The organism is Anaerolineae bacterium, assembly GCA_013178165.1.
GTDB lineage: Bacteria > Chloroflexota > Anaerolineae > Aggregatilineales > Ch27 > Ch27.
In genome coordinates, this window is record JABLXG010000023.1 from 156,600 (window position 1) to 179,456 (window position 22,857).

General features: G+C 64.2%; 20 protein-coding genes and 2 tRNA genes. 13 read left to right on the forward strand and 9 right to left on the reverse strand.

The genetic code is table 11. The annotated features are described in order from the left end of the window. Positions 1-155 precede the first annotated feature (155 nt). Positions 156-989 (forward strand): hypothetical protein, encoded by an 834-nt coding sequence (locus HPY64_13505; GenBank protein ID NPV68152.1) that lies wholly within the window; start codon positions 156-158, stop codon positions 987-989. Between the two features lie 218 nt (positions 990-1,207). Continuing rightward, positions 1,208-1,795 (forward strand): hypothetical protein, encoded by a 588-nt coding sequence (locus tag HPY64_13510; GenBank protein ID NPV68153.1) that lies wholly within the window; start codon positions 1,208-1,210, stop codon positions 1,793-1,795. 116 nt (positions 1,796-1,911) lie between these two features. On the opposite strand, the gene HPY64_13515 is transcribed toward HPY64_13510, so the two are convergent. Further along, positions 1,912-1,984, reverse strand: a tRNA-Arg gene (locus HPY64_13515). 433 nt (positions 1,985-2,417) lie between these two features. Here HPY64_13515 and thpR point away from each other — a divergent pair. Both thpR and rsfS read left to right on the forward strand, forming a co-directional pair. Beyond that, entirely contained in the window at positions 2,418-3,017 is a 600-nt protein-coding gene (thpR, locus tag HPY64_13520) for an RNA 2',3'-cyclic phosphodiesterase (protein ID NPV68154.1), read from the forward strand. 310 nt (positions 3,018-3,327) lie between these two features. Then, positions 3,328-3,681 (forward strand): ribosome silencing factor, encoded by a 354-nt coding sequence (gene rsfS / locus HPY64_13525; protein ID NPV68155.1) that lies wholly within the window; start codon positions 3,328-3,330, stop codon positions 3,679-3,681. 100 nt (positions 3,682-3,781) lie between these two features. Here rsfS and ndk read toward each other — a convergent pair whose 3' ends face one another. The 3 genes from ndk to HPY64_13540 form a co-directional block, all read right to left on the reverse strand. Continuing rightward, a complete protein-coding gene (gene ndk / locus HPY64_13530; GenBank protein ID NPV68156.1) occupies positions 3,782-4,231 on the reverse strand; it encodes a nucleoside-diphosphate kinase in 450 nt (149 codons plus the stop codon). A 105-nt stretch (positions 4,232-4,336) separates the two neighbouring features. Then, the gene (locus HPY64_13535) at positions 4,337-6,547 is read right to left on the reverse strand and encodes a hypothetical protein (protein ID NPV68157.1); all 2,211 of its coding nucleotides are present in this window, start codon (positions 6,545-6,547) and stop codon (positions 4,337-4,339) included. Positions 6,548-6,599: 52 nt separating this feature from the next. Next, complete coding sequence (locus HPY64_13540; GenBank protein ID NPV68158.1) at positions 6,600-10,583, reverse strand: tetratricopeptide repeat protein; 3,984 nt, start codon at positions 10,581-10,583, stop codon at positions 6,600-6,602. A 357-nt stretch (positions 10,584-10,940) separates the two neighbouring features. Here HPY64_13540 and HPY64_13545 point away from each other — a divergent pair, with 357 nt between their 5' ends. The 3 genes from HPY64_13545 to HPY64_13555 all read left to right on the forward strand — a co-directional run bounded on the left by HPY64_13545 (position 10,941) and on the right by HPY64_13555 (position 12,494). Next, positions 10,941-11,663 carry a YceI family protein gene (locus tag HPY64_13545; GenBank protein NPV68159.1) on the forward strand — a complete coding sequence of 241 codons (723 nt, stop codon included), beginning with the start codon at positions 10,941-10,943 and terminating at the stop codon, positions 11,661-11,663. Between the two features lie 169 nt (positions 11,664-11,832). Continuing rightward, a complete protein-coding gene (locus tag HPY64_13550; protein ID NPV68160.1) occupies positions 11,833-12,339 on the forward strand; it encodes an NUDIX domain-containing protein in 507 nt (168 codons plus the stop codon). An 82-nt stretch (positions 12,340-12,421) separates the two neighbouring features. Further along, a tRNA-Arg gene (locus HPY64_13555) sits at positions 12,422-12,494 on the forward strand. A 29-nt stretch (positions 12,495-12,523) separates the two neighbouring features. Here the strand turns inward: HPY64_13555 and HPY64_13560 are convergent. From HPY64_13560 to HPY64_13570, 3 genes are all read right to left on the reverse strand, one after another. Next, positions 12,524-13,261: a hypothetical protein gene (locus HPY64_13560; protein ID NPV68161.1), complete on the reverse strand. Its 738-nt coding sequence runs from the start codon at positions 13,259-13,261 to the stop codon at positions 12,524-12,526. A gap of 155 nt (positions 13,262-13,416) precedes the next feature. Beyond that, the gene (locus HPY64_13565) at positions 13,417-14,070 is read right to left on the reverse strand and encodes a DUF47 family protein (GenBank protein ID NPV68162.1); all 654 of its coding nucleotides are present in this window, start codon (positions 14,068-14,070) and stop codon (positions 13,417-13,419) included. A gap of 223 nt (positions 14,071-14,293) precedes the next feature. Beyond that, the gene (locus tag HPY64_13570; protein NPV68163.1) at positions 14,294-15,277 is read right to left on the reverse strand and encodes an inorganic phosphate transporter; all 984 of its coding nucleotides are present in this window, start codon (positions 15,275-15,277) and stop codon (positions 14,294-14,296) included. A 291-nt stretch (positions 15,278-15,568) separates the two neighbouring features. Here HPY64_13570 and HPY64_13575 point away from each other — a divergent pair, with 291 nt between their 5' ends. Both HPY64_13575 and HPY64_13580 read left to right on the forward strand, forming a co-directional pair. Then, entirely contained in the window at positions 15,569-16,219 is a 651-nt protein-coding gene (locus HPY64_13575; GenBank protein NPV68164.1) for a helix-turn-helix domain-containing protein, read from the forward strand. After that, a complete protein-coding gene (locus HPY64_13580; protein NPV68165.1) occupies positions 16,216-17,130 on the forward strand; it encodes a hypothetical protein in 915 nt (304 codons plus the stop codon). The genes HPY64_13575 and HPY64_13580 overlap by 4 nt, the downstream gene beginning before the upstream one ends. 98 nt (positions 17,131-17,228) lie before the next feature. On the opposite strand, the gene HPY64_13585 is transcribed toward HPY64_13580, so the two are convergent. Further along, entirely contained in the window at positions 17,229-18,368 is a 1,140-nt protein-coding gene (locus HPY64_13585) for a hypothetical protein (protein ID NPV68166.1), read from the reverse strand. Positions 18,369-18,524: 156 nt separating this feature from the next. On the opposite strand from HPY64_13585, the gene HPY64_13590 reads away from it, so the two are divergent. Both HPY64_13590 and HPY64_13595 read left to right on the forward strand, forming a co-directional pair. Further along, positions 18,525-18,731, forward strand: coding sequence for a hypothetical protein (locus tag HPY64_13590; protein NPV68167.1), 207 nt, complete (start codon positions 18,525-18,527; stop codon positions 18,729-18,731). A 197-nt stretch (positions 18,732-18,928) separates the two neighbouring features. Continuing rightward, positions 18,929-19,963, forward strand: coding sequence for a hypothetical protein (locus HPY64_13595; GenBank protein NPV68168.1), 1,035 nt, complete (start codon positions 18,929-18,931; stop codon positions 19,961-19,963). A gap of 58 nt (positions 19,964-20,021) precedes the next feature. On the opposite strand, the gene HPY64_13600 is transcribed toward HPY64_13595, so the two are convergent. Continuing rightward, the gene (locus HPY64_13600; GenBank protein ID NPV68169.1) at positions 20,022-20,969 is read right to left on the reverse strand and encodes a GNAT family N-acetyltransferase; all 948 of its coding nucleotides are present in this window, start codon (positions 20,967-20,969) and stop codon (positions 20,022-20,024) included. A 233-nt stretch (positions 20,970-21,202) separates the two neighbouring features. On the opposite strand from HPY64_13600, the gene HPY64_13605 reads away from it, so the two are divergent. Then, on the forward strand, positions 21,203-21,595 hold the full coding sequence (locus HPY64_13605) for a hypothetical protein (GenBank protein ID NPV68170.1): 393 nt from the start codon (positions 21,203-21,205) through the stop codon (positions 21,593-21,595). Positions 21,596-21,707: 112 nt separating this feature from the next. Then, entirely contained in the window at positions 21,708-22,391 is a 684-nt protein-coding gene (locus tag HPY64_13610; GenBank protein NPV68171.1) for a CBS domain-containing protein, read from the forward strand. Positions 22,392-22,857: the final 466 nt, after the last annotated feature.

The window sequence follows — 22,857 nt, forward strand, 5'->3', positions numbered from 1 at the left end:
CCAGCGTCCGGGGCGTCAACTTAGCAAACACTCAGCAATCCTTCATTGAAACATCACACTTCCGATACAGCAGCTTTACAGCCTGCTGCCATCATACGGGTCGCATGCACGGAACGCATGCAGGTTTACCGGGTGATACGGAAGGAGTGAAGACGATGCGTAAGGTTCTACTGATTGGGCTGACTCTGGCAGCGGTGGTGGTGCTGGGCGCAGCAGCCGTCTACGCCCAGGGGCCGCGTGGCGGCGGTAATTTCTGGCCGGGCGAGCGCGGCGGCTATGGCGTTGCGGTGCTTGATGTCATCGCGGAGACGCTTGGTCTGGAAACTGATGCGCTGCAGGGCGAACTGCAGGCGGGCAAGAGCGTGGCCGAGATCGCTGAGGCGCAGGGTGTGGCCCTCGATGACGTGATCAACGCTCTGACGGCGGACTTTGCTGCTGAGCTGGATGCTGCTGTCGAAGCGGGCACGATCACCCGCGAAGTGGCGGACGCGCGCCTGACCCTGCAGAAGGCTGAACTGGAAGCCTGGCTGAACACAGCTCATCCGGTCCGCGTCGCCGGAATGGCGGCCATGCATGGCCTGATGATGGGTGGGCGTGGTGGCTTCGGTGGAATCGCCGCGCTGGACACTGTCGCGGAAGCGCTGGGCCTGGAAAATGACGCCCTGCTTGATGAACTGCAGGCAGGCAAGACCGTGGCTGAGATCGCCGAAGCGCAGGGTGTCGCCCTGGCGGATGTCATTGACGCTGTGGTAGCCGCGGCGAATGAGGAACTGGCTGCCGCTGTGGAGGCCGGGACGCTGACCCAGGCCCAGGCTGACGCCCATCTCGCCCTGCTGCGGGCCAACCTGGAAGTGCACTTCACGACCAGCCTGCCAGCCTTTGACCGCCCCTTCTCCGATTTTGGCCAGTTCCGCGGCTTTGAGATGCGCGGGCGCGGCCTGATGGGTGGCCAGATGGGCAGGATGCCCGGCGGCTGGATGGGCCGGTAAGTTCTTCCCCCCCCCCTTTTTCCCCGATGCCGGGCAGGGTGCAAGAGGCGCCCTGCCCGGCCCTTTATGCAAGCTTCATCAAATCGTCATATAAGCTTCACAGACCCTTCAAGGGTTTTCAGCATAATCAGGTACGAACATGGCCGATCGCGCCGGTCTGTGCGCTGTAGCGAGGCAACCGGCGCTCACAACGAGTCAATCAGGGAGGTTATAGAACGATGCGTAAATCACTGGCGATTGTCCTGGTTTTGAGCCTGCTGCTGGTGGCAGGTGTGGTGACCGTTTATGCCCAGGGCGGCACGGATGGCGATGATGACGCCACGGGTGTTCCGCCGTGCTGGGGCTGGGGCGGACGTGGGATGATGGCCTGGGGCGGGCGTGGCATGATGCAATGGGGCGCTCCGCCGGAAGACGCGCCGGTCAGCATCGTGGCTGAGGCGCTGGGGCTGGAAGTGAGCGATCTGGTGGAACAACTACAGGATGGCAAGACCGTCGCTGAGATCGCTGAGGCGCAGGGTGTCGCCCTGGCGGATGTGATCGAGGCAGTGGTGGCGGTCCGCGCTGAGGAACTGGCCGCCGCGGTTGAAGCCGGGACGCTGACCCAGGCCCAGGCGGACGCGATGCAGGCCCTGCTGCGGGCCAACCTGGAGGCGCATTTCACCCAGGGGATGCCTGGCCCGCGCGGGATGATGATGGGCCAGGGGTGGGGGATGATGCACCAGGGGCGTGGCATGATGCAGGGGAGAATGCCCGGTGGGCGCGCGCCCTGGGGCATGATGGAACCGCCGGGTCGCTGGGGCCACTAGACCGCGCCAGGACAGGTAGCTTGAAGATCGAAGGGCGGGGGAGCATCTCCTCCGCCCTTCTTGTTGGCCCGCCGCCGGGAAACAAAAAGTCCTGACCACCGGGTCAGGACTGTCTGCGTGCCTGGAGGGATTCGAACCCCCGACATCTTGCTCCGTAGGCAAGCGCTCTATCCGCTGAGCTACAGGCACATTCAAGCGGTTATTATACTCCTGGGCGGTGCGGAGTCAAGCGCAAATTCATTGGGGCAGTATATCCTTTTTCGGTTGAAACTGGACACAAGGTCGTCCGGCTGGCCTCACCTCCCGGCCCCTCTCCATTGAAATGGAGAGGGGGGGGAATCTGCGCGTAGCGCAGTGGGGTGAGGCCCGGCGCACAGCCCATGCGTATTTCAACCGATTCGATACATGACCTTCCTTGTTATGGGAGCATGCAAAGAAGGTCAGCGATCCGACTGCTGGATGGAAGGGGGCGGTGTCCCGGCCTCTCAATCAAGCCTTGTCCCCTGCCTCTTTGTCTACCGGCTTTCTGGCCTTCTGCTTGTGTGCACCGTGGCGCTGACCTGGGCGCGCGGGCGGTTTGCTGCTAAGATGGGAACGCCTGTAGACGACGAGGAGAAGAGCCGTGGTTGATGATCTGCGTCTCTTTGTGGCGCTTGAACTGCCCGCGCCGATTCTGGCGGTGCTGGAACAACTCCAGGATCAGTTGCGTGCTGACCGATCGGCGCGCGTTGTACGCTGGACCCGCCCGGAAGGCATTCACCTGACGCTCAAATTCCTGGGGGAAACACCGCCTGCTCGCCTGGACGCCATCCGCGCCGGGCTGCAGGCAGCGGCGAGCGCGCACAGGCCGCTGCAACTCGGGGCGGCAGGGCTGGGGTGTTTCCCCAATCCACGTGCGCCACGTGTAGTATGGGTCGGCCTGACCGGCGATCTGGACGCGCTGGCGGCGCTGCAGAGCGCGGTGGAAGCCGCCATCGCGCCGCTGGGCTTCCCGACGGAAAATCGCCCGTTCAGTCCACATCTGACGCTGGGCCGGGTGCGGCAGGATGCTTCCGCGGCGGAGGTGCGGGCGCTGGGTGCGCTGGTGACCGGGACAGCTATCGGGTCACTGGGCGCATGGCAGGCCACGGCAATCAGCCTGATGCGCAGCGAACTGAGCCGCGACGGCGCTCGCTACACCTGCCTGTTCAGTGCAGCGCTGGGCCAGTCCGGGACGGCGTAGCCTCGCCCTGCCAGATAGCATGGCCCATGCGGAGACTGCCAGCGATCAGGCTGCCCGCTGGCGGGGCGGACTCCTGCTTTCTTATCTCTGCCCCGATCTTCCGGCGTCCTTGTTTCCTGGCCTCCTTTTCTGTTCTGCCAGCTGCGTTGCTGCCCGAATCACGCCGGTTTTGCCGTTATGCCGATGGAGGTAACTGGAAGGCATCCGGTCGTTATGCTACAATGCGCCGTGATGGATTGCCCCGCTGTAGTGAGATTTGCCCGTTAACTTCTGAACGAAGTCATTCAATCGTGCGTTTGTGTGAAGGAGGCTGCTTCTGGAACCGATAGACCTGGCCCGCGCGATCATCAGCGAGATCGAGGATGTCAAAGGGGAAGACATCGTCCTGCTGGACCTGCGTGATGTCACCCTGATCACCGACTACTTTGTGATTTGCACTGGCACCAGCGACCGCCAGCTTGACGCGATCGTGGAACGCATCCGCACCAACATCAAGCAGAAACATGACATCACCGCCTGGCATGTGGAGGGTGATGGGCGCTCAGGCTGGACGCTGCTCGATTACAACAGTGTGGTGGTGCACGTGTTCTCTGAGGAACTGCGGACTTACTACGATCTGGAAAGCGTCTGGAAGGGCGCCAGGGTTCTGCTGCGCATCCAGTAGCGCCGCTGGCACGCCGGCATGATCCGCTGGAACATCACGCGGGCGACCCGCTATGGCATCCTCGTCGGGTCGCCCGTGTGATTCTTCCGCCTCTGGTGATCTACTCGAAGATCCAGCGGTCGACATCCCGGCCCCAGGCGACCAACTCATCCTCCCGGAACCACAGGGCGACTTCCTGGGCACCGTTCTCCGGGCTGTCGGAACCGTGCACCAGGTTGCGGCCCATCTCCAGCGCCAGATCGCCGCGGATGCTGCCAGCGGGCGACTTGGCGGGATCGGTTGCGCCGATGGTCATCCGCCCGGCGGCGACAGCCTGCGGGCCTTCCAGGGCCATGACGACAACTGGCCCGCTGGTGATGTAAGCCACCAGCTTTTCGTAAAAAGGCTTGCCCTGGTGGACGGCGTAGTGCTGTTCGGCCAGCGCCCGGCTGGGCTGCACCAGCTTGAGGCCGATGATGCGCAGGCCACGCTGTTCAAAACGGCGGATGATCTCCCCGACAAGGCCACGCTGGACGCCATCCGGCTTGACGATGATCAATGTGCGTTCCATAACTGCTCCTGGTTCTGCGGTTGGTGAGCGCTGCGGGCAGAAAAAACGGGCCAGTGAAGGCCCGTTGATGCGCTTTTCTGCCAGGCGGCAACTGTACCGCAAAGCCTACAGTTGTTCAAGGGCGGCCCGGTAGGTATCCAGCGCCTCCTGCAGTCGCCCCTCCCGCATGAACACATCCCCCAGGACACGGTAGGCCTGTGGCAGGGTGGGCTGGCGCTGCACCAGCGCCCGCAGATCATGCTCCAGATCGGGGAGCAATGCCTCAGCAAAAGCCAGCGCCTCGTAATGGTTCAGGCTGGCAGCGATGTTGTTGTCCAGCAGCAGGCGGCGGGCCAGCGCCAGACGGGTAGCATGGTCACCAGGATCGGTAGCCAGACGCTTGCGGAAGACGTCGTAAGCCGCGCCTTCCGGAATGCTGGCGTTGAGCAGCACCTGCAGGATAGCCGCAGACACGGGGGCAGGCTCCGCGCGGGCTGGCACGGGCGTCGGTTCCGGCACAACGGGCGACGGCGGTGCTTCAGCGATGGGAGTCGCGGCAACTACCGGCTCTGGCGCGGGCGTTTCAGCAACGGGCGTTTCAGCAACGGGCGTTTCAGCAACGGGCGCCTCAGGGACTGGCTCTAGCAGCCAGCTGGGGATCGCTGCAGTATCGGAGTCCAGGCCGACATCAGTCATCCAGTTGTCCACCGGTGTGGCTACCGGCTCAGCGGCGGGAATCTCCTCGGTCAGCCAGGCGGGCATTTCGTCCAGGTCCGCAGCGGCTTCCTGCATCCAGGCTGGCATGGGAGCTTCTTCTGGCTGTTCCTCCGCTGGCGGCACTTCCTGGGCTACCGGCTCCTCAAGCGGCGCTGTAGCGCCAGCCAGACGTTCCTCCAGTTCAGCCTGACGTTCAGCGTCCTCCAGGGCAGCGCGGTACCATTCCGGTTCTTCGGCGGAAGGTTGCTGGCGTTCCCGGTATTCGGCCTCCAGGGCCATCGCCCAGGAATCTTCCAGCTCAACCGGCGGCTCTTCCTGCTCTAGGGCAGTATCGGCGGCTTCCGCCAGGATGCGGAGTAGCGCCGAGTCATCCTCAACCGGTTCGGGTGTTTGCAGCCAGTCGGGGATTTCCACCGGCCCCAGGGCTGGTTCAGGCGGTCTGGCAGGCTGTGCACCGGGCAGGGGACGGGCTTCCTGCAGCCAGTCGGGGATGCTGGCCGGTTCCGCCGGGGGCAATTCTTCCTCCGCTATGGCGCCTATCTCGCGGGCGCGGGCCAGGCTATCCACCTGGCGGCGCAGCCAGGCTTCCATTTGCTCGACGGAAAGCTCACCGGCGGCGGCCATCCGCTCGATCTGGTCATCGGTCAGCCCGGCTAGCGGATCAGACGGCGCTGGCGCGGCAACCTCCTGAGCTGCCGCCAGCCCTTCCAGCCAGGCCAGCGTATCATCGCCGGAAGGCAGCGGCTCTGCCGCCGCGATTTCGGCAGGGAAGGCTTCTTCTTCCTCAGCGTGATCGGTCAGGGCGCTGAACGGAGAATAATCCACGTAACCCGGCTCATCAGTCACTGTGCCCGCGGGCACAGCAGGGACTTCCAGATCGGCGGCGGTGATCAGTTCCTCACTCGGTGCGCCCTGGCGGCGGGCCAGACTCTCCAGCCAGGCCAGCGGATCCACCCCGGCGGCCAGGGGATCAGTCACAGGCGCCGGCTCTGCTTCTGCGGCTTCAACTTCGGCCTCAACCGGCCTCAGATCGGCGCTCTCCAGGCCCAGAATCGCCGCAGCTTCTTCCGCGGTCAGTTCGCCATCCCGGCGGACAGGCGCCTTAGCCAGGCGCGGCGGAGCGACCCGTTCCGGCGGAACGGCCCGTTCCGGCGGAACGGCCCGTTCCGGCGGAGCCACTGGCTCCGGCGCGGCGGCGTCATAGGGGGTATAGCCCGGTTCATCAACCACGGCATCAGGGCTGACCTCCTCTACTTCCAGATCAGCGTCCGTGATGAATTCTTCCGGGTTGGCGCCCTGACGGCGGGCCAGGCTTTCCAGCCAGGCCAGCGGGTTAACGTCCGCCGGAGGGCCGATTTCCGGTCCGGGTGGTGGGGTCGCGGGCGGGCGGGAGGGCTTTTCTTCCGGCCTGCTCCCACCAAAGGGGTCATAATCGCTGTAGCCCGGTTCGTCAACGACCGCGCTGGGATCGACCTCCGGCACGTCCAGATCGGCGGAAGTGAGGAATTCCTCCGGGTTAGCGCCCTGACGCGCGGCCAGACTCTCCAGCCACTTCAGGGGATCGACGTCGCCGATCGCTTTCTTGAGGTCATCCGGGCCATCATCAGGCGGCAGAGTCATACGCGTTTATCCTTCACAGGTGCTCAGACCGGGTCGGGCTGCCAGCCGGGCCTCAGGCTCCCTCAGGCGGCTCACCCTCATCATCGTCATAGATGGCCTTTTCCAGCCAGTCAGGCGGTTCATCGGTATCCCACAGCCAGCCGGGCGGGTTGGCGTCATCTGTGGCGGCGCCGCTACCGCGCATCCAGCCCGGTGTCCAATCCGCGCCAAAGTCAAAGCGCCAGGGCCGTTCCGCCGGGGCCACCGGTTCCGCCGCCGGCAGCTCTTCCGCCGCCGGCAGTTCTTCCGCCGCCTCAATCACATAGGTTGGCTGCGTCTCTTCGGATGGTTCCTCAGCGAATTCCTCGACTTCCGGCACCAGTTCGGTTGGCTCTGGCAGGGTTTCTGCTTCCAGCGCGCCGACTTCCTTGAGCCAGTCCGGGCCAATGGCAACATCGGAAGCGAGGGGCAGCTTTTCGCCGGGGCTTAGCCCCTCCAGCGGTTCCGGGGCCAGGACGCCCATCTCACCAAGCCAGTCCAGGCTGTCGTAGGCCGGTTCCTCTTCCGGTTGGACTTCTTCCTCAACGGCGGGCCAGGCTTCTTCTGGTAGTGCTTCAGGCAATACTTCCGCTGCCGGGAGTTCTTCTGCCGCTGGCAACTCTTCAACGGCGGGGATTTCCTCTACCGGCGGCAATTCCTCAATGACCGGCGCTTCCTCTACCGGCGGAGCTTCTTCCACCGGCATTTCCACAACTGCTTCCTCAGCAGGCGCAAAGGCCAGTTCTTCGACCTCGCTCAGCCAGGCGGGCAGTTCGCCCGCTTCGGGGGCAGCTTCCGGCGCGGGGGCGGCTTCGGCTTCCGGATCGAATTCCTCGCCCATCTCGCTCAGCCAGGCGGGCAGTTCGCCCGCTTCGGGGGCAGCTTCCGGCGCAGGGGCGACTTTGGCTTCCGGCTCCGCCTCAAATTCAAATTGCTCACCCATCTCGCTCAGCCAGGCGGGGAGTTCGCCCGCTTCAGCGGCGGGTTCGGGTTCCGGCGCAGGGGCGGCTTCGGCTTCCGGCTCTGGCTCGAATTCCTCGCCCATCTCACTCAGCCAGGCGGGCAGTTCGCCCGCTTCAGCGGCGGGTTCGGGTTCCGGCGCAGGGGCGGCTTCGGCTTCCGGCTCTGGCTCGAATTCCTCGCCCACCTCGCTCAGCCAGGCGGGCAGTTCGCCCGCTTCGGCGGCGGGTTCGGGTTCCGGCGCAGGGGCGGCTTCGGCTTCCGGCTCTGGCTCGAATTCCTCGCCCATCTCGCTCAGCCAGGCGGGCAGTTCGCCCGCTTCGGGGGCAGCTTCCGGCGCAGGGGCGGCTTCGGCTTCCGGCTCTGGCTCGAATTCCTCGCCCATCTCGCTCAGCCAGGCGGGCAGTTCGCCCGCTTCAGCGGCGGGTTCGGGTTCCGGCGCAGGGGCGGCTTCGGCTTCCGGCTGCGGCTCGAATTCCTCACCCATCTTGCTCAGCCAGGCGGGCAGTTCGCCCGCTTCGGCGACGGGTTCGGGTTCCGGCGCAGGGGCGGCTTCGGCTTCCGGCTCTGGCTCGAATTCCTCGCCCATCTCGCTCAGCCAGGCGGGCAGTTCGCCCGCTTCGGGGGCAGCTTCGGCTTCCGGCTCCGCCTCAAATTCAAATTGCTCACCCATCTCGCTCAGCCAGGCGGGGAGTTCGCCCGCTTCAGCGGCGGGTTCGGGTTCCGGCGCAGGGGCGGCTTCGGCTTCCGGCTGCGGCTCGAATTCCTCACCCATCTCGCTCAGCCAGGCGGGGAGTTCGCCCGCTTCAGGGGCGGGTTCGGGTTCCGGCGCAGGGGCGGCTTCGGCTTCCGGCTCTGGCTCGAATTCCTCGCCCATCTCGCTCAGCCAGGCGGGCAGTTCGCCCGCTTCGGGGGCAGCTTCCGGCGCGGATGGCGGCGTTGGTTCGCCAGTGATCCCGAAGTCCTGTAGCCAGTCATCGCCCGCTGGCACTGCAGCCTGTTCTGCGACCGGCGGCAATTCGCCCGCTTCTTCCGGCGTGATGCCCATGGCCGTCAGCCAGTCTTCTTCCTCTGCAGCCGGTTCGGGGCTGGGCAGGGGTTCGCCACTTTCGGGGACTGGCTGCTGCGGCGCTTCAGCCTGTGGCAGTTCCTCAGATGGGAGCATGGCCTCATCCTTTAGAGGTGGGGAAGGCACGCCGGCATCGGCGGCATACAACCAGGCCAGCGGGTCTTCGTCCGCAACACCGACGGACGCTGAGGGAGCCAGTTCGAGCGCTTCCTCCAGTGCCGCCTCGTCAGCGTAGAGCCAGGCCAGCGTCTCGCGCTCTGGCGCGGCGGGCCGTTCCGGCTCTGTGGCGGGCACTTCGGCGGGGAACTCCGGCCAGGTCGGTGGTTCGACTTCCGCCGGCTGTTCGCTGGCGGCAAACATCTCATCAGTCTTGATATCGCTCGCGACCACGCTGGCACGCAGGCGATCAGTGGTTTCGTCGGGCTGTTCTTTCAGGGGCGGCAGATCGCGCGTCTGCGGCAGGCGGACTTCTTCCAATTCGGCGAAAGACTCGGCGGGTGCTTCTTCTTCCGCGCTGGCCGGGGCGGGAGGGAGCCCCTGTAGCAGACCGGTGAAACCGGTGCGGGCCAGGTCCGGGGGAGGCTCTGGCACAAAGACTCCCGGTGCACCGGCCTCCGGCTGGGCAGGCGTCGTGGTGCTCACCACTGCCAGCCAGTCCAGGTCGGCTTCATCCGGCGGCTCAGCGAGCCAGCCCAGGTCTTCCGGCGCGGCGGCGGGCACAGCTGTTGGCCCGGCCACTTCTTCGACATCTGCCAGCCACTCAGGGATGGCCTCTTCAGCCGGGGCGGAGGGCGGCGTGTCCGGCGCAGGAGCACCCTCCAGTTCGGCCAGCCAGTCCTCTTCCGCAGGGAAGGATGGCTCTTCCGCCGGGATCGCCGGCGCTTCGGCCAGCGCCGCGCTGATCTCTTCCCAGTCCGCCGGGGCCGCTGCTTCCACCACCGGCTGTTCGGCGGCAGGGGCGCTTTCCTCCACCAGCCAATCCGTCAGGTCAACCTCGCCGCTGGCGGCTCGTTCGACTTCAGCCATCCATTCAGGGGTCTCCATCGCCGGGGCGGGGGTGCTCTCCACTGGCAGGGTGGGGGGCGCTTCCTGAGCTTCTGGCTCGCGCATCCAATCGGGGATGCTCTCGCTGCCGGCCAGCTGGACGGCCTCTGGGCGTTCCAGTGCCTCGCCGATCTCAGCCATCCAGTCCGGCGTAGCCGTAGCCATTATGGCCGAGGCGGCTTCCCAATCCAGCCGTTTGAGGGTGTAGGGATCGTCTTCGTCGCTGATCTCGCGCCCGATGATCTGCAGGGCCAGGTAGGGGTCCAGGTCTTCGACGCGCTTGAGGAAACGCTGGGCGTCGGAGGGACGGTTGTTTTGCAGCCACAATTCGGCCAGGATGCGGTTGGCCCCCAGGCAGTACGGCAACACCTGCACGATCCCGGTGGCGATCTCCGCCGCTTCGACCTGGTGGCCGCCAGCCCACAGCGCCTCCGCCAGCAGCACCCGCAGGTCGATGCGATCAGGGTTGTTTTTGAGCGCGGTTTGCAGCTCGGTGATCGCTTTGTCGTAGAGGCCACTGTTCATGTACAGCCGGGCCAGCGCGCCGCGGGTAAGCTGAAGCCGGTCGTACTGGCCCCTGGCCTGATTGTTGTACAGCTCACGCAGCGCTTCCTGGATGGCAGCGTTGCTGGGCGCCTGTTCAAAGGCGCGCTCCATGTGCCAGACGGCGCGGTCCCATTCGCGGCGGTCGCGGTAGGCCTCAGCCATGCCAATGTGGGCTTCGCGGTCGTCAGGCACGGCACTCAGCACCCGCAGAAAGATATCGCCCGATTCCTTAAAGCGAGACCTGGCGCTCAGCGCACGCCCCAGAAAGCGGTAGGTTTCAACATTCCTGGGGAAGCTCTTGAGGATGTGCCGGGCGTGGGCGATGACCGAGTCCGGCGCGTCTTCGTCCAGTAGCGCGCGCAGTTCCTTATGGTATTGGCGGAGACTGATCGTAGCCATGATCTGTTAACCATCAGCGTCTGGGTGCTGAGTTCTTAAAGTCATTATCCTATGGCTTTATGGAAAGCGCAAGAAAGGTTGGCAGCGTGAGAAAGTGGGCAAGTGGCATCGGGAATCGCCCTATCCCACTGCCCGGTCAAACATCCAAAGCTGCCGCGGGCAGCGTAAAACCCTGTAGGTGCGCTGCTGCGCCGCCCCTGCGCCGCCAACTCTCACCGTCCTCTAATAGCGGGGCAGGTTGCGCTCCGGCATAATGGCGGCGATCACATATAGTAGAAGCCGGTGGCGGCGCGGGCGAGTTCCCGTTGCTTTCTGGCTTGGCAAGCGGATTTTGGCGATGGACAAAGGAGTATTACCGTGAACCGAGGCGTATTCTACTTTCTAATCGCGGTGGCGATTGTCGGTGTGATCGGCGGCGCGGCCCTGCTGGCCAGCCTGTACTACCAGAGTTCCGGCGAGGCCAGCGCGCCGATCCAGGCCCAGGCGCTTTCGCTGGAGGGCGAAGGCAACACAGCGGCCAGCGGCGACCGGCGTCTTTTCCGCATCAGCCAGGCTGATTCGCAGGTGCGCTTTGAGCTGGATGAGCAGCTGATGGGCGCGCCCAAGCATGTGGTTGGCACGACGAATCAGGTCGCTGGCGATATCATCATCGACTTCAGCAACCCCGCCAATTCCGAGATCGGCATGATCCGGGTCAACGCCCGCACCCTGGCTACGGACAACGACTTCCGCAACCGTGCCCTGCGCCTGACCATCCTGCAGTCCTCACAGGATGCTTACGAATTCATCGAGTTCACGCCTACCACGCTGGAGGGGCTGCCCACCAGTGGTGAGGTCGGGCAGTCGTATGAATTCACCATCACCGGCGACCTGAAGATCCGCGACATTGTCCGCCCGGTGACCTTTCAGGCGCGGGTGACACTGACGGAAGACGGCCGGCTGGAAGGTACGGCGGAGACAACCGTCATGCGGAGCGATTTTGGACTGCAGATTCCAGAAGTGCCGAACGTGGCTAATGTCACCGAGGAAGTTCTACTGGGCATTGACTTTGTCGCCCTGGAAATCGCCGCGGAAAACTGATCCGCTGGTGGGAACCCGGAGCACAGGTAGCAAGCCCGTTTGGGAGGCCGCCTGTGCTCCGTTGGCCCTCCGAATCCTGCTTGTCATGCGCCGGCGATCTGCGGCACAATCATAGAAGGGTGGCCTGCTGGGAACGGCCGCCCGTGCGATCAGCAGAGGAGATGGGGGGATGTCCGGGCGTTTTCTGGCTGGAGTGGGGGCTTTGCTGTGGAACGCGGCCAGCGATTCGTACCTGCTCCTGCGGCGGGCAAAGGATAAGGACTATGCCGCCGGTCTGTGGGAGTGTGTGACCGGGCGGGTGGAACAGGGCGAAAGCTTTGAACAGGCCCTCCGGCGCGAGGTGCGCGAAGAGCTGGGCGTCGAAGTCTGGATCGAGTTCATCATCGGCACGACACACTTTTTCCGCGGGGAAGCCGCCCCAGAGCAGGAGCTGCTGGGCGTGGTGTACTGTTGCTCCATCGCCGGGCGCAGCCAGATTCGCATTGGCCCGGAGCACGATGCCTACCGCTGGACTACCTACGCCGGGGCGCGGGCGCTGCTGGGCGACCAGCCCAGCGAAGCCTGGCTCCTGGAGGTCCTGCGCCGGGCAGAGTTCCTCCGTACTCACCTCACGCCAGACGTGCGGAGCTTTTTCCGCTTCAATGGCTTTGAGACGAACGGCCAACCGCCCATTTAAGCGCGGCGCGGTTCTACCTTGACGGCGGGGGGAACGTCTGTCAGAATCTCAGGGCGCCCGACGCCCCCGTCGGGTCAGCCCTGCCCCCGTAGCTCAGAGGATAGAGCGCAGGTTTCCTAAACCTGGCGTCGGCGGTTCAAATCCGTCCGGGGGCACTTTTGATTCGCCCCCTCCGCCGTTGCTGTTAGACCTCCGCCCCGATCCGTTCCTCCATCGTTTCGTAGATGCGCGGCACATCCCAGATGGTGATGATGCCCAGCAAACTTTCCGCTTCGCCGCCGTGCTCCGTGATCAGGATGGCGTCTAGCCGTTGCCCGCATTGCTCGCAGGACTGGAAGGCTTCCAGGGCCGCAAAGACAGTTTCCTCCCGGCTAAAGAAGCGGTAGTTACGGCCAGCCTGAGCGCAATGGCAGGCCAGCACCTCGGCGATGGTGACCGCTTCCAGGTTGATCATGCCCTGTGGGGCGCAACGCCCCAGCCAGCGGGCGATGCTCTCGGTGGTCAGCAGGCCGCTGAAATCTGACCCGTCATAGATGGGCAGCTGGGAGTAGTTGTGGGTCAGCATGGCGTAGGCAGCGGCGGCGATGGGATCGACGACCTGCATGCTCAACACAGGTTTCTGAAAGACCGGGATAACCCGCGGCGGATGTTCCAGCAGGCGCTGGATGTGTTCAATCTGCCGGACGGCCATGTCATTCGGCTCAGCGATGACATGCTCATCGGTGCGCTCGTGGATGATGGCGTTGCGCAGGTCGGCGAATTCCTTGAGGTCGTCAGCATAGCGGCGCACCGCTGCGTTGGTCTCGGCGGCCTTGTCCACCAGCGTATAGAAACGGGTGCGTTTTGGCTCCCCGGTCAGGGTTCGCAGGTAGTGCTCGATGTTGCCAAACGCGCTGAGAAAACGGTCGGAGTTAGCGATCATCGGCGGTGGCCCTCCTCCCCGGCTACCGTTGCGCACGATGTGGGGCAGGCAACCGATCAGCCCGGCTGCTCAGGTCGCCGGGCGCCTGCACTTTCATCATAAGCTGTTTTACCACCAGATGAAGACCCAACAGCGCGGTGAGGGCCGGAGAGCGCCTAGAAGAACTTGACCACGATGTCGCTGATGATGTTGGCGGCGGTGTCGCTGCTGCCGACGGCGTGCAACATGTGGCGGTAAATTTCCCGCAGCTTGAGCATCCGCACCACATGCCCCAGGTCCTGTGGCCCCTGGAAGAGTTCGGCCAGGGCGGTGGCGTACAGCGTCTCCATCCTGTTGTCGATCTGTTTGGCCCGCACGGCATGATCTTCCGCCACGCCGGGGTGATGCTCCAGCCGTTGCATGGCCAGGTTCAGTTCAGCGGCGGCGTCGTTGAGCAACTGGGCCATCTCCAGCAGGTAATCGTTGGGCCGCACCTCCAGGATGTCCATCTCATTGACGACCGAGTACATATAGTCCAGCACATCATCCAGAGCGCGGGAAAGCGAGAAGATATCCTCGCGGTCGATCGGGGTGACAAAAGAGCGGTTCAGTTCGTCGATCAGGATGCGCCGTACTTCATCCGCCTGTTTTTCGATGGCCCGCAGGGCCTGCGCGTTGCGATTGCTGGGCTTGCGCATATAGGTCACCAGCGCCTCGCCACCCTGCACCAGGAGGGCCGATTGCTCCGTCAGGCGCAGCAGGAAGTGGTTCTGGCGTCGTGGCAGCACTGCCCGGATGCGTTCTTTGACCCTGTCGATAGGGGAGTTCATACCCTGGTTGCTCCTTCCGGCAAGCGCCCTGCTGGCGTTGCTGGCTAAGGGATAGCCCCGCAGATAAAAACGGCGGGGCACGGCGCTGGACTGCCGCCGAAATCACCCGCAAGTTTTAAGATTGCGTTAAATCTCTACTTCTTTTTTAACACATCAGGCTGTGAAATTCAACTGCCAGAATGCGCCGCACCTGCTCCTGGCCGCCCCAAACCACCGCGGCGCCTCATCCCAGCCATTGCAGCAGGGTGTAGACCAGCGCCCCGACCAGCCCCGCCAGCGGGATGGTCAGCACCCAGGCGACCAGGATATTGCCGAAGACATTCCAGCGCACCATCCGGGCGCGCTGCGCCGCCCCCGCACCGACGATCGACGAGCTGACCACCTGGGTGGTGCTGACCGGGCCACCCAGCAGCGATGCGCCGATGATCACCCCGGCCGAGGCCGCCTGCGCGCCCAGGCCGTGAATCGGGCGGATCTTGTAGAAGCGGTGCCCCAGGGTGCGGATCACCCGCCAGCCGCCCAGCATCGTGCCCAGCGAGATCGTCCCTGCGCTGATGGCGATCACCCAGGTGGGGACTTCGAAACGGTCGATCACCCCTCCGGCCAGCAAACCCAGCGTGATGATGCCCATCGTCTTCTGGGCGTCGTTGGTGCCGTGCGCCAGCGCCAGGGCGATTGAAGTCAGGATTTGCCCGCGCTGAAAAGTGACATTCACCCGCGGCGACGACCACGATGCCAGGAAGCGCAACAACCGCACCATGAAGTATCCGGCCATCATCCCCAGCGGCGGGGAGACGAATAGAGCCACCAGCACCTTGGTCAGGCCGTCCATACGCACGGCTTCGAACCCGTAACCGGCCCACACCGCGCCGACCATCCCGCCGATCAGGGCGTGGGAGGAACTGGAAGGGATGCCCAGCGTGAAAGTGATGATGTTCCACAGGACCGCACCGACCAGCGCTGCAATCACCACCGGGATGGTCATGGCATTCCCGGTGATGACTTCGCTCCCGACCGTCCGGGCGACAGCCGTCCCAAAGATGAACGGCCCGGCGGCGTTGGCGGTTGCCGCCAGCAACAGGGAGAGGCGCGGCCCCAGCGCCCGTGAGGAGATCACTGTAGCGACCACATTGGCCGAATCCATCAGGCCGTTCCAGAAGTCGAACAGCAGGGCAATGGCGATCAACACCAGCACTTCAGGGGGCATAGGGCGCTTTTCCGTCCTTTCATCAGCGGTGCGGGCCTGGCGCAGCAGTATAGCAAAAGATACTGAATTTTAAAACACTGTTAAATATATCACATGTTCTTAAGAAATCAGGCGTCGCTTCTTCCGGGAATCTGCCCGCCAGGCGGCCAGCGGCAACACGCTCTGCCTGCTTGCCCGTAACCGACTTCAAGCTTACAATTACCTCGGAAAACCTTCAAAAATCTGCAAGATTCCTGGCGTCCGGCAGCGGCCAACATGACGGGCGCAGCAGAGAGGAACGCGTATCCACTTATGTCCAGACAGACTGTTTCTTCGGACTGGGTTAGCCTGCGGGAGGCCGCCGAACTTCTGGGGGTGCATCCGGCTACCGTCCGCAACTGGGCTGACCGTGGCGATCTACCCACACGCCGCACACCGGGCGGTCACCGCCGCTTCCGTCGGGCTGACCTGTTGCAGTGGCTGGAAACGCGCCAAGCCCCACCGCCTGCCGAGATTCAAATGCTCATCCAGAGCGCGCTGGGCCGGGCGCGCCTGCACATCAGCGAGGGATCAATGCAGGCCATGGCATGGTACGCCGGGATGGACGATCCCGCCCGCCAGTCGATGGCCCAGCGCGGGCGGGCCATGCTGGAGGCGCTACAACAGTATCTGGTCGATGGTTCCGATGAGGAGGAGCGCGAGGCCAACATCCGCCGCCTGGGCGAGGAATACGCCCACTTTTTGATCGGGCAGGGCCTGACCTTCAGCCAGGCGGTGGAAGGCTTCACCATCTTCAGTGATTTTCTACATGAAGCGGCGCTCAACATCGTGGAAGTCATCACGGCGCGGCCCCCGACCGAATGGCTGGCTCTGTTGCGCCAGGTGCGCAGTTTTACCAACGCTTTGCTGCTCGGCATCGCCCAGGTGTATGACCGGGCGCTTCCCTCCGGAGAAGGCCGATGAACCGTAAGATGGCGCGTGACACGCTCCTGCTGCTGGTTGTCGGGTTGGTCCTCAGCGCCTGCCAGGGCCGCCCGCCGATTGTCGTCCCGACCCTGCTGGTGCTGCCCAGCGTGACGCCGACCGCCGTAGCGACGGCTGCGCCGCTGGTGACGGCCACCCCGCCGCCCGTACTACCCACCGCCACCTTCCCGACGGCCACGCCTACACTCTCCCCAACGCCGCGCCCGACGCTGGTCAGCGTAGCCAGCATCAGCCACGCCCCGGATCAGCTGGTGACCGGCCTGCATCCTGGCTGCCAGCCGCAGCTGGCTCAGGTTCGCGCCGTGCTGAGCGCCCCGGCGGAAGTCCAGGTATTGCTGCAGTCGTACTACATTGATCGGCCCACCAGCCGCCCCGGCGTGCCGATGCAGCCACTGGGACCGGCGGAATTTGCCGCGACGCTGGGGCCGTACACCCAGGCCGGGACGATTCTCTACCGTGTGGTCGTGCTGCGCGGCGGGGAACAGGCCATCTCCGAAGATCGGACACTGGAGGTGCTCGACTGTCCCAACCCGACGCCGTTGCCTACCAACCGTTACGGTGTTTCGCCCACAGTGACGCCCACCCCGCCGTATGGAGCCGCCCTGAGCGTCCGCGCTGCCAGCCAGACGGTCGTCCTCCCGCCCGATACGCCGACGACGATCTTCCTGACCTGGGAAGGCGGCCTGCCGCCCTATGTGATCGACCGGGTGACCCAGCCGCGCTACGGGGCGCTGGACGGTGCGGGGCCGATGCGCGTCTACATCCCACAGCCGGGCTTCAGTGGCATCGATAGCTTCACCTTCGTGGTCACGGACGGCAACGGTCAGGCTTCGATGGGGACGATCACGCTGCTGGTCGGGATCGAGCCGTCGGTCACACCGCCGGGCTAAGGCAGGGCGCGCCCGCCAGGAGGCATCATGGGCGCGGCGGTGAATCGTTCGCCGCTGGCACAATGGGCGCCTCCGGTTGGCAGCGGAGAGTTTGGCCTCTACGCCGGGAAGGTCTTCTGGAAGGCGGCCTGAGCCGCTGCCCGTCCCAGCGCGATCAGCGTGCTGCTGGCGTCTTCATCATAGTCGATGATCCGCTCCACTGGCAGGAATTCCTCCGGCGCGGCGATGATCACGTCGATGCGGCGGTAGCGGCGCGGGACGCCCGCCGCCTCGTCCAGGGCGATCTGGGCGTTGAAGGAGCGCAGGAGCTGCAAATTAGCGCGGAAGGAAGCCAGCAGCGCCCAGTCCAGCGTCCAGGTGATCGCCTGGCCGAAGTCGCGGGGCAGCGCCTGGCGCGAAGGCGGGATCTGTCCGCTTTCCCACCAGGGTGTCATCAGCACGACCACCGCCTCCATTGGCTCTTCCAGGTCATACTGGCTGGCCGCGGCATCCAGCGCGGGGCCAAGCGGCGTATTGGCGACTACCGCGCCATCCCAGAAGTAGTCATTCCCGACGCGCGTCCAGGGGTAAACCAGCGGGATGCTGCAGCTGGCCAGGATACGGTCAACGTCGATGCCAACCTCGGTGTCGGTGCGGGCCTGGCCGGTCTTGCGGCTGGTGATCGGGCGGTTGGCAAAAACGCGCAATTCGCCTGTCTGGACGTTGGTGGCGCTGATCAGCAGGGTCTTGTCGCTGGCAGTCAGCTTCTCCTGGCTGATGCCCCAGTCTTCGACCAGTGTCCGGCGCAGCGGCCCGGTATCCAGCAGGTTGGCCCAGCGCCCGAAAAGCCGCTTGCTCAGCGCCGGAGGCAGGAAGGGCAGCAGCGGCCAGGTATCGGGTGGCGGCATGGAGGTAGCGACTTCGGTGGGCACGGTAGGCAGACGTTCGTCCAGGATGCGCCGGTAGACCTGGTTGGAAAACCAGCGGGCCAGCGGTCCCATCATCGGCGGCAGCCCTTCGACATGCGCTTCTTCCAGCGCCCGCCAGCGATCGATCAACTCCTGGCTGGTTATGCCCTGGGCGATGGCCGCGCCATTGACCGCGCCGATCGAGGTGCCGACGATGATCTCCGGCTCCCACGGCCCTTGATGGGCGGCGTCGATGCCCGGCTTGTCGGCCTGGCTGAGGTAATCCAGTACACCGATGTGAAACGCCCCGCGTCCGCCGCCCCCGGATAGAATGAGCGTCCGGATAGCCATAATGCCCCCCGTTCTGCCAGTGCGAACCCTACCCGCGCATTGTGCGGGACATTGCGGCGGCTGTCAAACGATCCTTCCGCGCCGCAACCGGGCAACGAACCTGCGCGCGTGGTGTTTCTGTTGTCACACGCTGACACATGATCAGGAGCCAGTCCGATGCACAGCCGCTTCTTTCTCAACCTGATCGCGATTCTCCTGTTGCTCCTCAGCTTGCTGCTCCTGGCGCTGGGCTGGTCAACGGCCGGCCTGCGCGAAGAAGTCACCAACCCGGCTTCGGACACTTTGGTCATCGATTCCGGCGCCGGGTTGCACTCAGCAGCGTTATCTCCGGTTACGCCCCGCTGGACCGTGCCAGCAGCATAGAACGGCCCCATGACCCGTGAGAGGGGGAAGTCGTCTTTACGCAAAATTTATAAAAGATTCACGCTGCTCTCCCGTGTGTTACTTTATAATGCACACTGGCCTGATCGGGCTGACCGGGGATCGGGTGAACGATCGGCCTGTTATCGGCGCACTCATTGTTGTTCCGGCATACCGGGGTCCGGAAGGAGCACTATCGTATGGCACTGCTGCGACGCATGGGGAGAGCGTCTCATGGACAGGGGCTGGTAGAGTACATGCTCCTGCTCAGCCTGGCGGCGCTGGTCATGATTGGGGCCTACTCGCTGCTGGGGCAGGCGGTTGGCAACATCTTCAGCAATGTGATGGAGAATCTGACTGATCGCCACCAGATGGTGCTGGTCGGGAATCCATCTGGCGGCAGCTTCGGCGCTGTGGCTGGCGATAGCGCTGGCGGGTCTGCTGCTGGCGACGCGGCTGGCGATCCACGTAGCAGCAGCGGCAGCCCATTTAGCGACTATGACAGCGATCACGTGCCTGACGCCAGCGACAACTGCCCGGCGGTCCCCAACCCTGATCAGGATGACACCGATCGCGACTCGTTTGGCGATGGCTGTGACCCAGCAGCATCCGCGAGCGACTCCGATAACGACGGCGTGGACAACCCGGTGGATAATTGCCTGCTCGTCCCCAACCCGGATCAGGCCAACATCTATGGCGGCCCGGCGGGGGATCGTTGCGAAGATACCGACAGCGATGGCGTGTACGACGCTTTTGACAATTGTCCGATCACGGCCAATGCGATGCAGCTGGATGCCGATCGCGATGGCGTGGGGGATGCCTGTGATGTCCTGAACTGCGCCAACCTGGCGCTGTCTGCGCCGGTGGATGTTGACCGGCGTGTCTCAGTGGTGACTCTGACCAGCATCGACGCACAACCCGTCTGGGTGCAGCAGATCGATTTTGCCTACACCCGCCACAACCGCCATACCAGCGTCGTGGGTGTTGCCTTCAACGATATTCCTCTGTGGAACGGCCTGGCCCCAGCGGACGCCCGTAACACATTCACGGTCAGCCGCAGCGGTGCAGGACAACCTATGATGGCTCGGCCCGCCTTCGCCGCAGGGATATTCCCGATTGCCCTGAGTTACGACAGGAACAACGGCCTGGCCCTCGACCGGGTGACGGTTACCGTCACGACTGACGAGGAGGCTGCCTATGATGGCAGCAATGGCTGTGTGCTGAGCACACCTTAGCTACTTCACAGGACGCACGGCGGATGGGGAGGCTGGCTCCTGCCGGCCTCCCTGTGTTTTACAGCTTCCGGCGCCAGTAATGCCCGCTGTAGGCTTCGGTGAAGCCGATGGACTCGTAGAGGGCATTGGCGGCGGGGGCGTCCCCGGTTTCCACTGTGACCTGCACGGCTCCCAGCGCCTTCAGGCGGCGTAACCCTTCGAACATCAGCGCCTGGGCCAGCCCTTTGCGGCGATGAGCAGGGTGGGTGCAGACCGGCTCGAACAGGCCGCGCCGGTTGGCCTCATCGTAGGTCGCGCCGACATGCGCCGCAAACGCGCCGTCGGGAGCCTGCGCTACCAGATGCAGGTCACGGCGGAAGCACGGTGCATTCCGCGCAAAGGACAGGAAATCCGCGCCCCGGTGGAAGTCGCGGTTGAAGGCAGCGTTGAGCAGGGCCGCCATCCGCTCCCCATCCGCTGGGTCATCCGCTCCGACCGTGCGCAAGACATAGCCTTCCGCCAGCGTCGGGGCTGACAGGGGCCGCTCCCCCAGGTATATCCGCCGGAACACGCCGCCAGCCTCCTGCTGGACATAGCCACACTCGCGCAGCAGCCGCTGGCGTGGGGCGTCATAATCCTGCACGAAGAAGGTGAGTTGCCGTGTGCCATCAGCCCCTGTAGCGGCCAGCTCAGCTTCCGCCCAGGCGATCATCGCCGTCTCCAGTTCAGGCCGGTAGTCGGGGTGAATCTGCAGGTGGGCGTAGCCGGCAGCGCCTTCAGTATGCACCGCGCCGACGATCCGCCCTTCAGCGGTCTCCCACACCTGAATCTGGCTCCGCCAGGCGGCGTTGCTGACCGGATCGGCGTCATGGAAATGGCTGCCGTCCCAGCGCCGGATCTCCCAGTTGAAGCCCAGGCCGGTGATGGGGAAGGTTTCCACGAGCAGATCGCGCACGGCGTGGAAGTCCGCCGGATAGCGGTAAGGGCGCGCCGTAAGCACAGGGAGGAGGTCTGCCGCTGCTGTCATGGGAAAGTCCTTGGTGGGGCGGCGACTGTTCGGCGCGCGCCGGAGGGGACTGAAGCCACGGGGATTGTAGGCCTGGCCGCCCCCGGGCGCAAGATGGGCCAGGAGGTCGGGGGATGGCAGGGGGATCGCTGGGACGTTTTGCCTGTCTGCTGCCGGAAAAACCAGCGGCAGCTTGGCCGCGGCAGTGCTATAGTGGGCGTGTGCGCTTACGGGCAACAAGAGAAGGGAACCCCATGCTTGACGAATCGGCACGTGAATTCCTCAAGAAGCCGCTGATCGCCCGCCTGGCCGTCAATGGGCCGGATGGCTATCCCCATGTCGTGCCGCTGTGGTTCATCTTGGACGGTGAGGATGTGGTCATGATCAGCGTGGAACAGACGGCCAAGATCCGTTACCTGCGGGCTGATGGCCGGGCAGCTGTGGTGATCGGCGGCGATCCCGGCGACGGCGCGGGCTACCTGATCAAAGGCGATGTGACCATCACCGAGGATGATGGCACATGGACCCGGATAATCACCTTTCATTACGAAGACCCGGAACAGGCCGCCAGGGATGTCGAAGCCTGGTCGGACCTGGATATGCGCGTTCTGCGCCTGAAGCCGGTCAAGGTGCTCAAGGTGTCCTGAGGCAGCGCGGCTGGTAGGGGCGGGCGGCGGCGTTTGACGCGGGGGGCGCCTGCCGGGCATAATGAGCGCAGACGCACGGTAGACAGATGGGCAACCCCCAGGAGGCTCCCCCATGATCGTCGCCCGCCGTATGACCCGCAATGTGATCACTGCTACCCCGGACACCACCCATTCGCAGGCCGTCAAGCTGATGCGCGAAAACCAGATCCGTCATCTGCCGGTTGTGGAACAGGGCCGGCTGGTGGGTATCGTGGTGGAAAATGACCTGCTCTCTAACCAGCCGTCACCTGCCACCACGCTGAGTATCTACGAGATCTACACCCTGCTGGATAACCTCAAGCTGCGGCAGATCATGTCCACACCGGTTTACGCGGTCGGGGAGGATTGCCCGCTGGAGGAAGCAGCGCGAATCATGACCGAGAACCAGTTCAGTTGCCTGCCGGTGGTGCGCGGGGAAGAGATCGTTGGCATTATCACGGAAACGGATATCTTCCGCGCCTTTGTGGATGTGCTGGGCGGGCATGAGCGCGGCCTGGCCCTGACCGTGCGCCTGGAAGACAAACCCGGTGCGCTGGCCAGCGTGGCCGCGGCGGTGGCCAAAGCGGGCGGGAACATGCTCAATATCGTCACCTTCCCGGAGCCGGGCGGGGGGTATGCCGAAGTCTACATCAAAGAGGTCGGCGCGGATCGGGCGCTGCTGGAGAAGCTGATCGCCGAGGAGGCGCAGGCCGATCTGCTGGATATTGGCCCATCGCGCAAGTACGAGCCGCGCCTGTTCGGCGGGAAGAAGAAGTAGGGGCGGAACAACAAACGCTTGTAGATTGGCGCCGTTGATCTGAAAGTCAATTCCGATGTCTGTAGTTGTTCTTTGGGACAGGTCTGCCCTCTTAGCATGACCTGTCCTTTTTTTGATTTCTGAATTTGTCTGCTAACACTCTTTTTAGCGGGCACGGGCAGAGCAAAGATCACCACAAGGATTACTAAGATTCTCTTGCACATTAACATTTCACTATTGATCACAAGTAATACTTCTATATAGTTTATATTATAAGCTAGTTTTATGATAGTCACCCTACGCTGCAAAGAGCGAGGAATTGGCAAGCGCGCAAAAATGGCCGCGTTTATACATTGAAACGGTAGTGTATCTTTCGCGGTTGAAATTCAAATCAGGCGATGCGGCTCAAGGACGCGTGTAGCAGCCGCGAGCAAACCTGTCGGCGAATGAAAAGCGCCAGCGGCCCGAAAAAGGCGGCGGATCATGC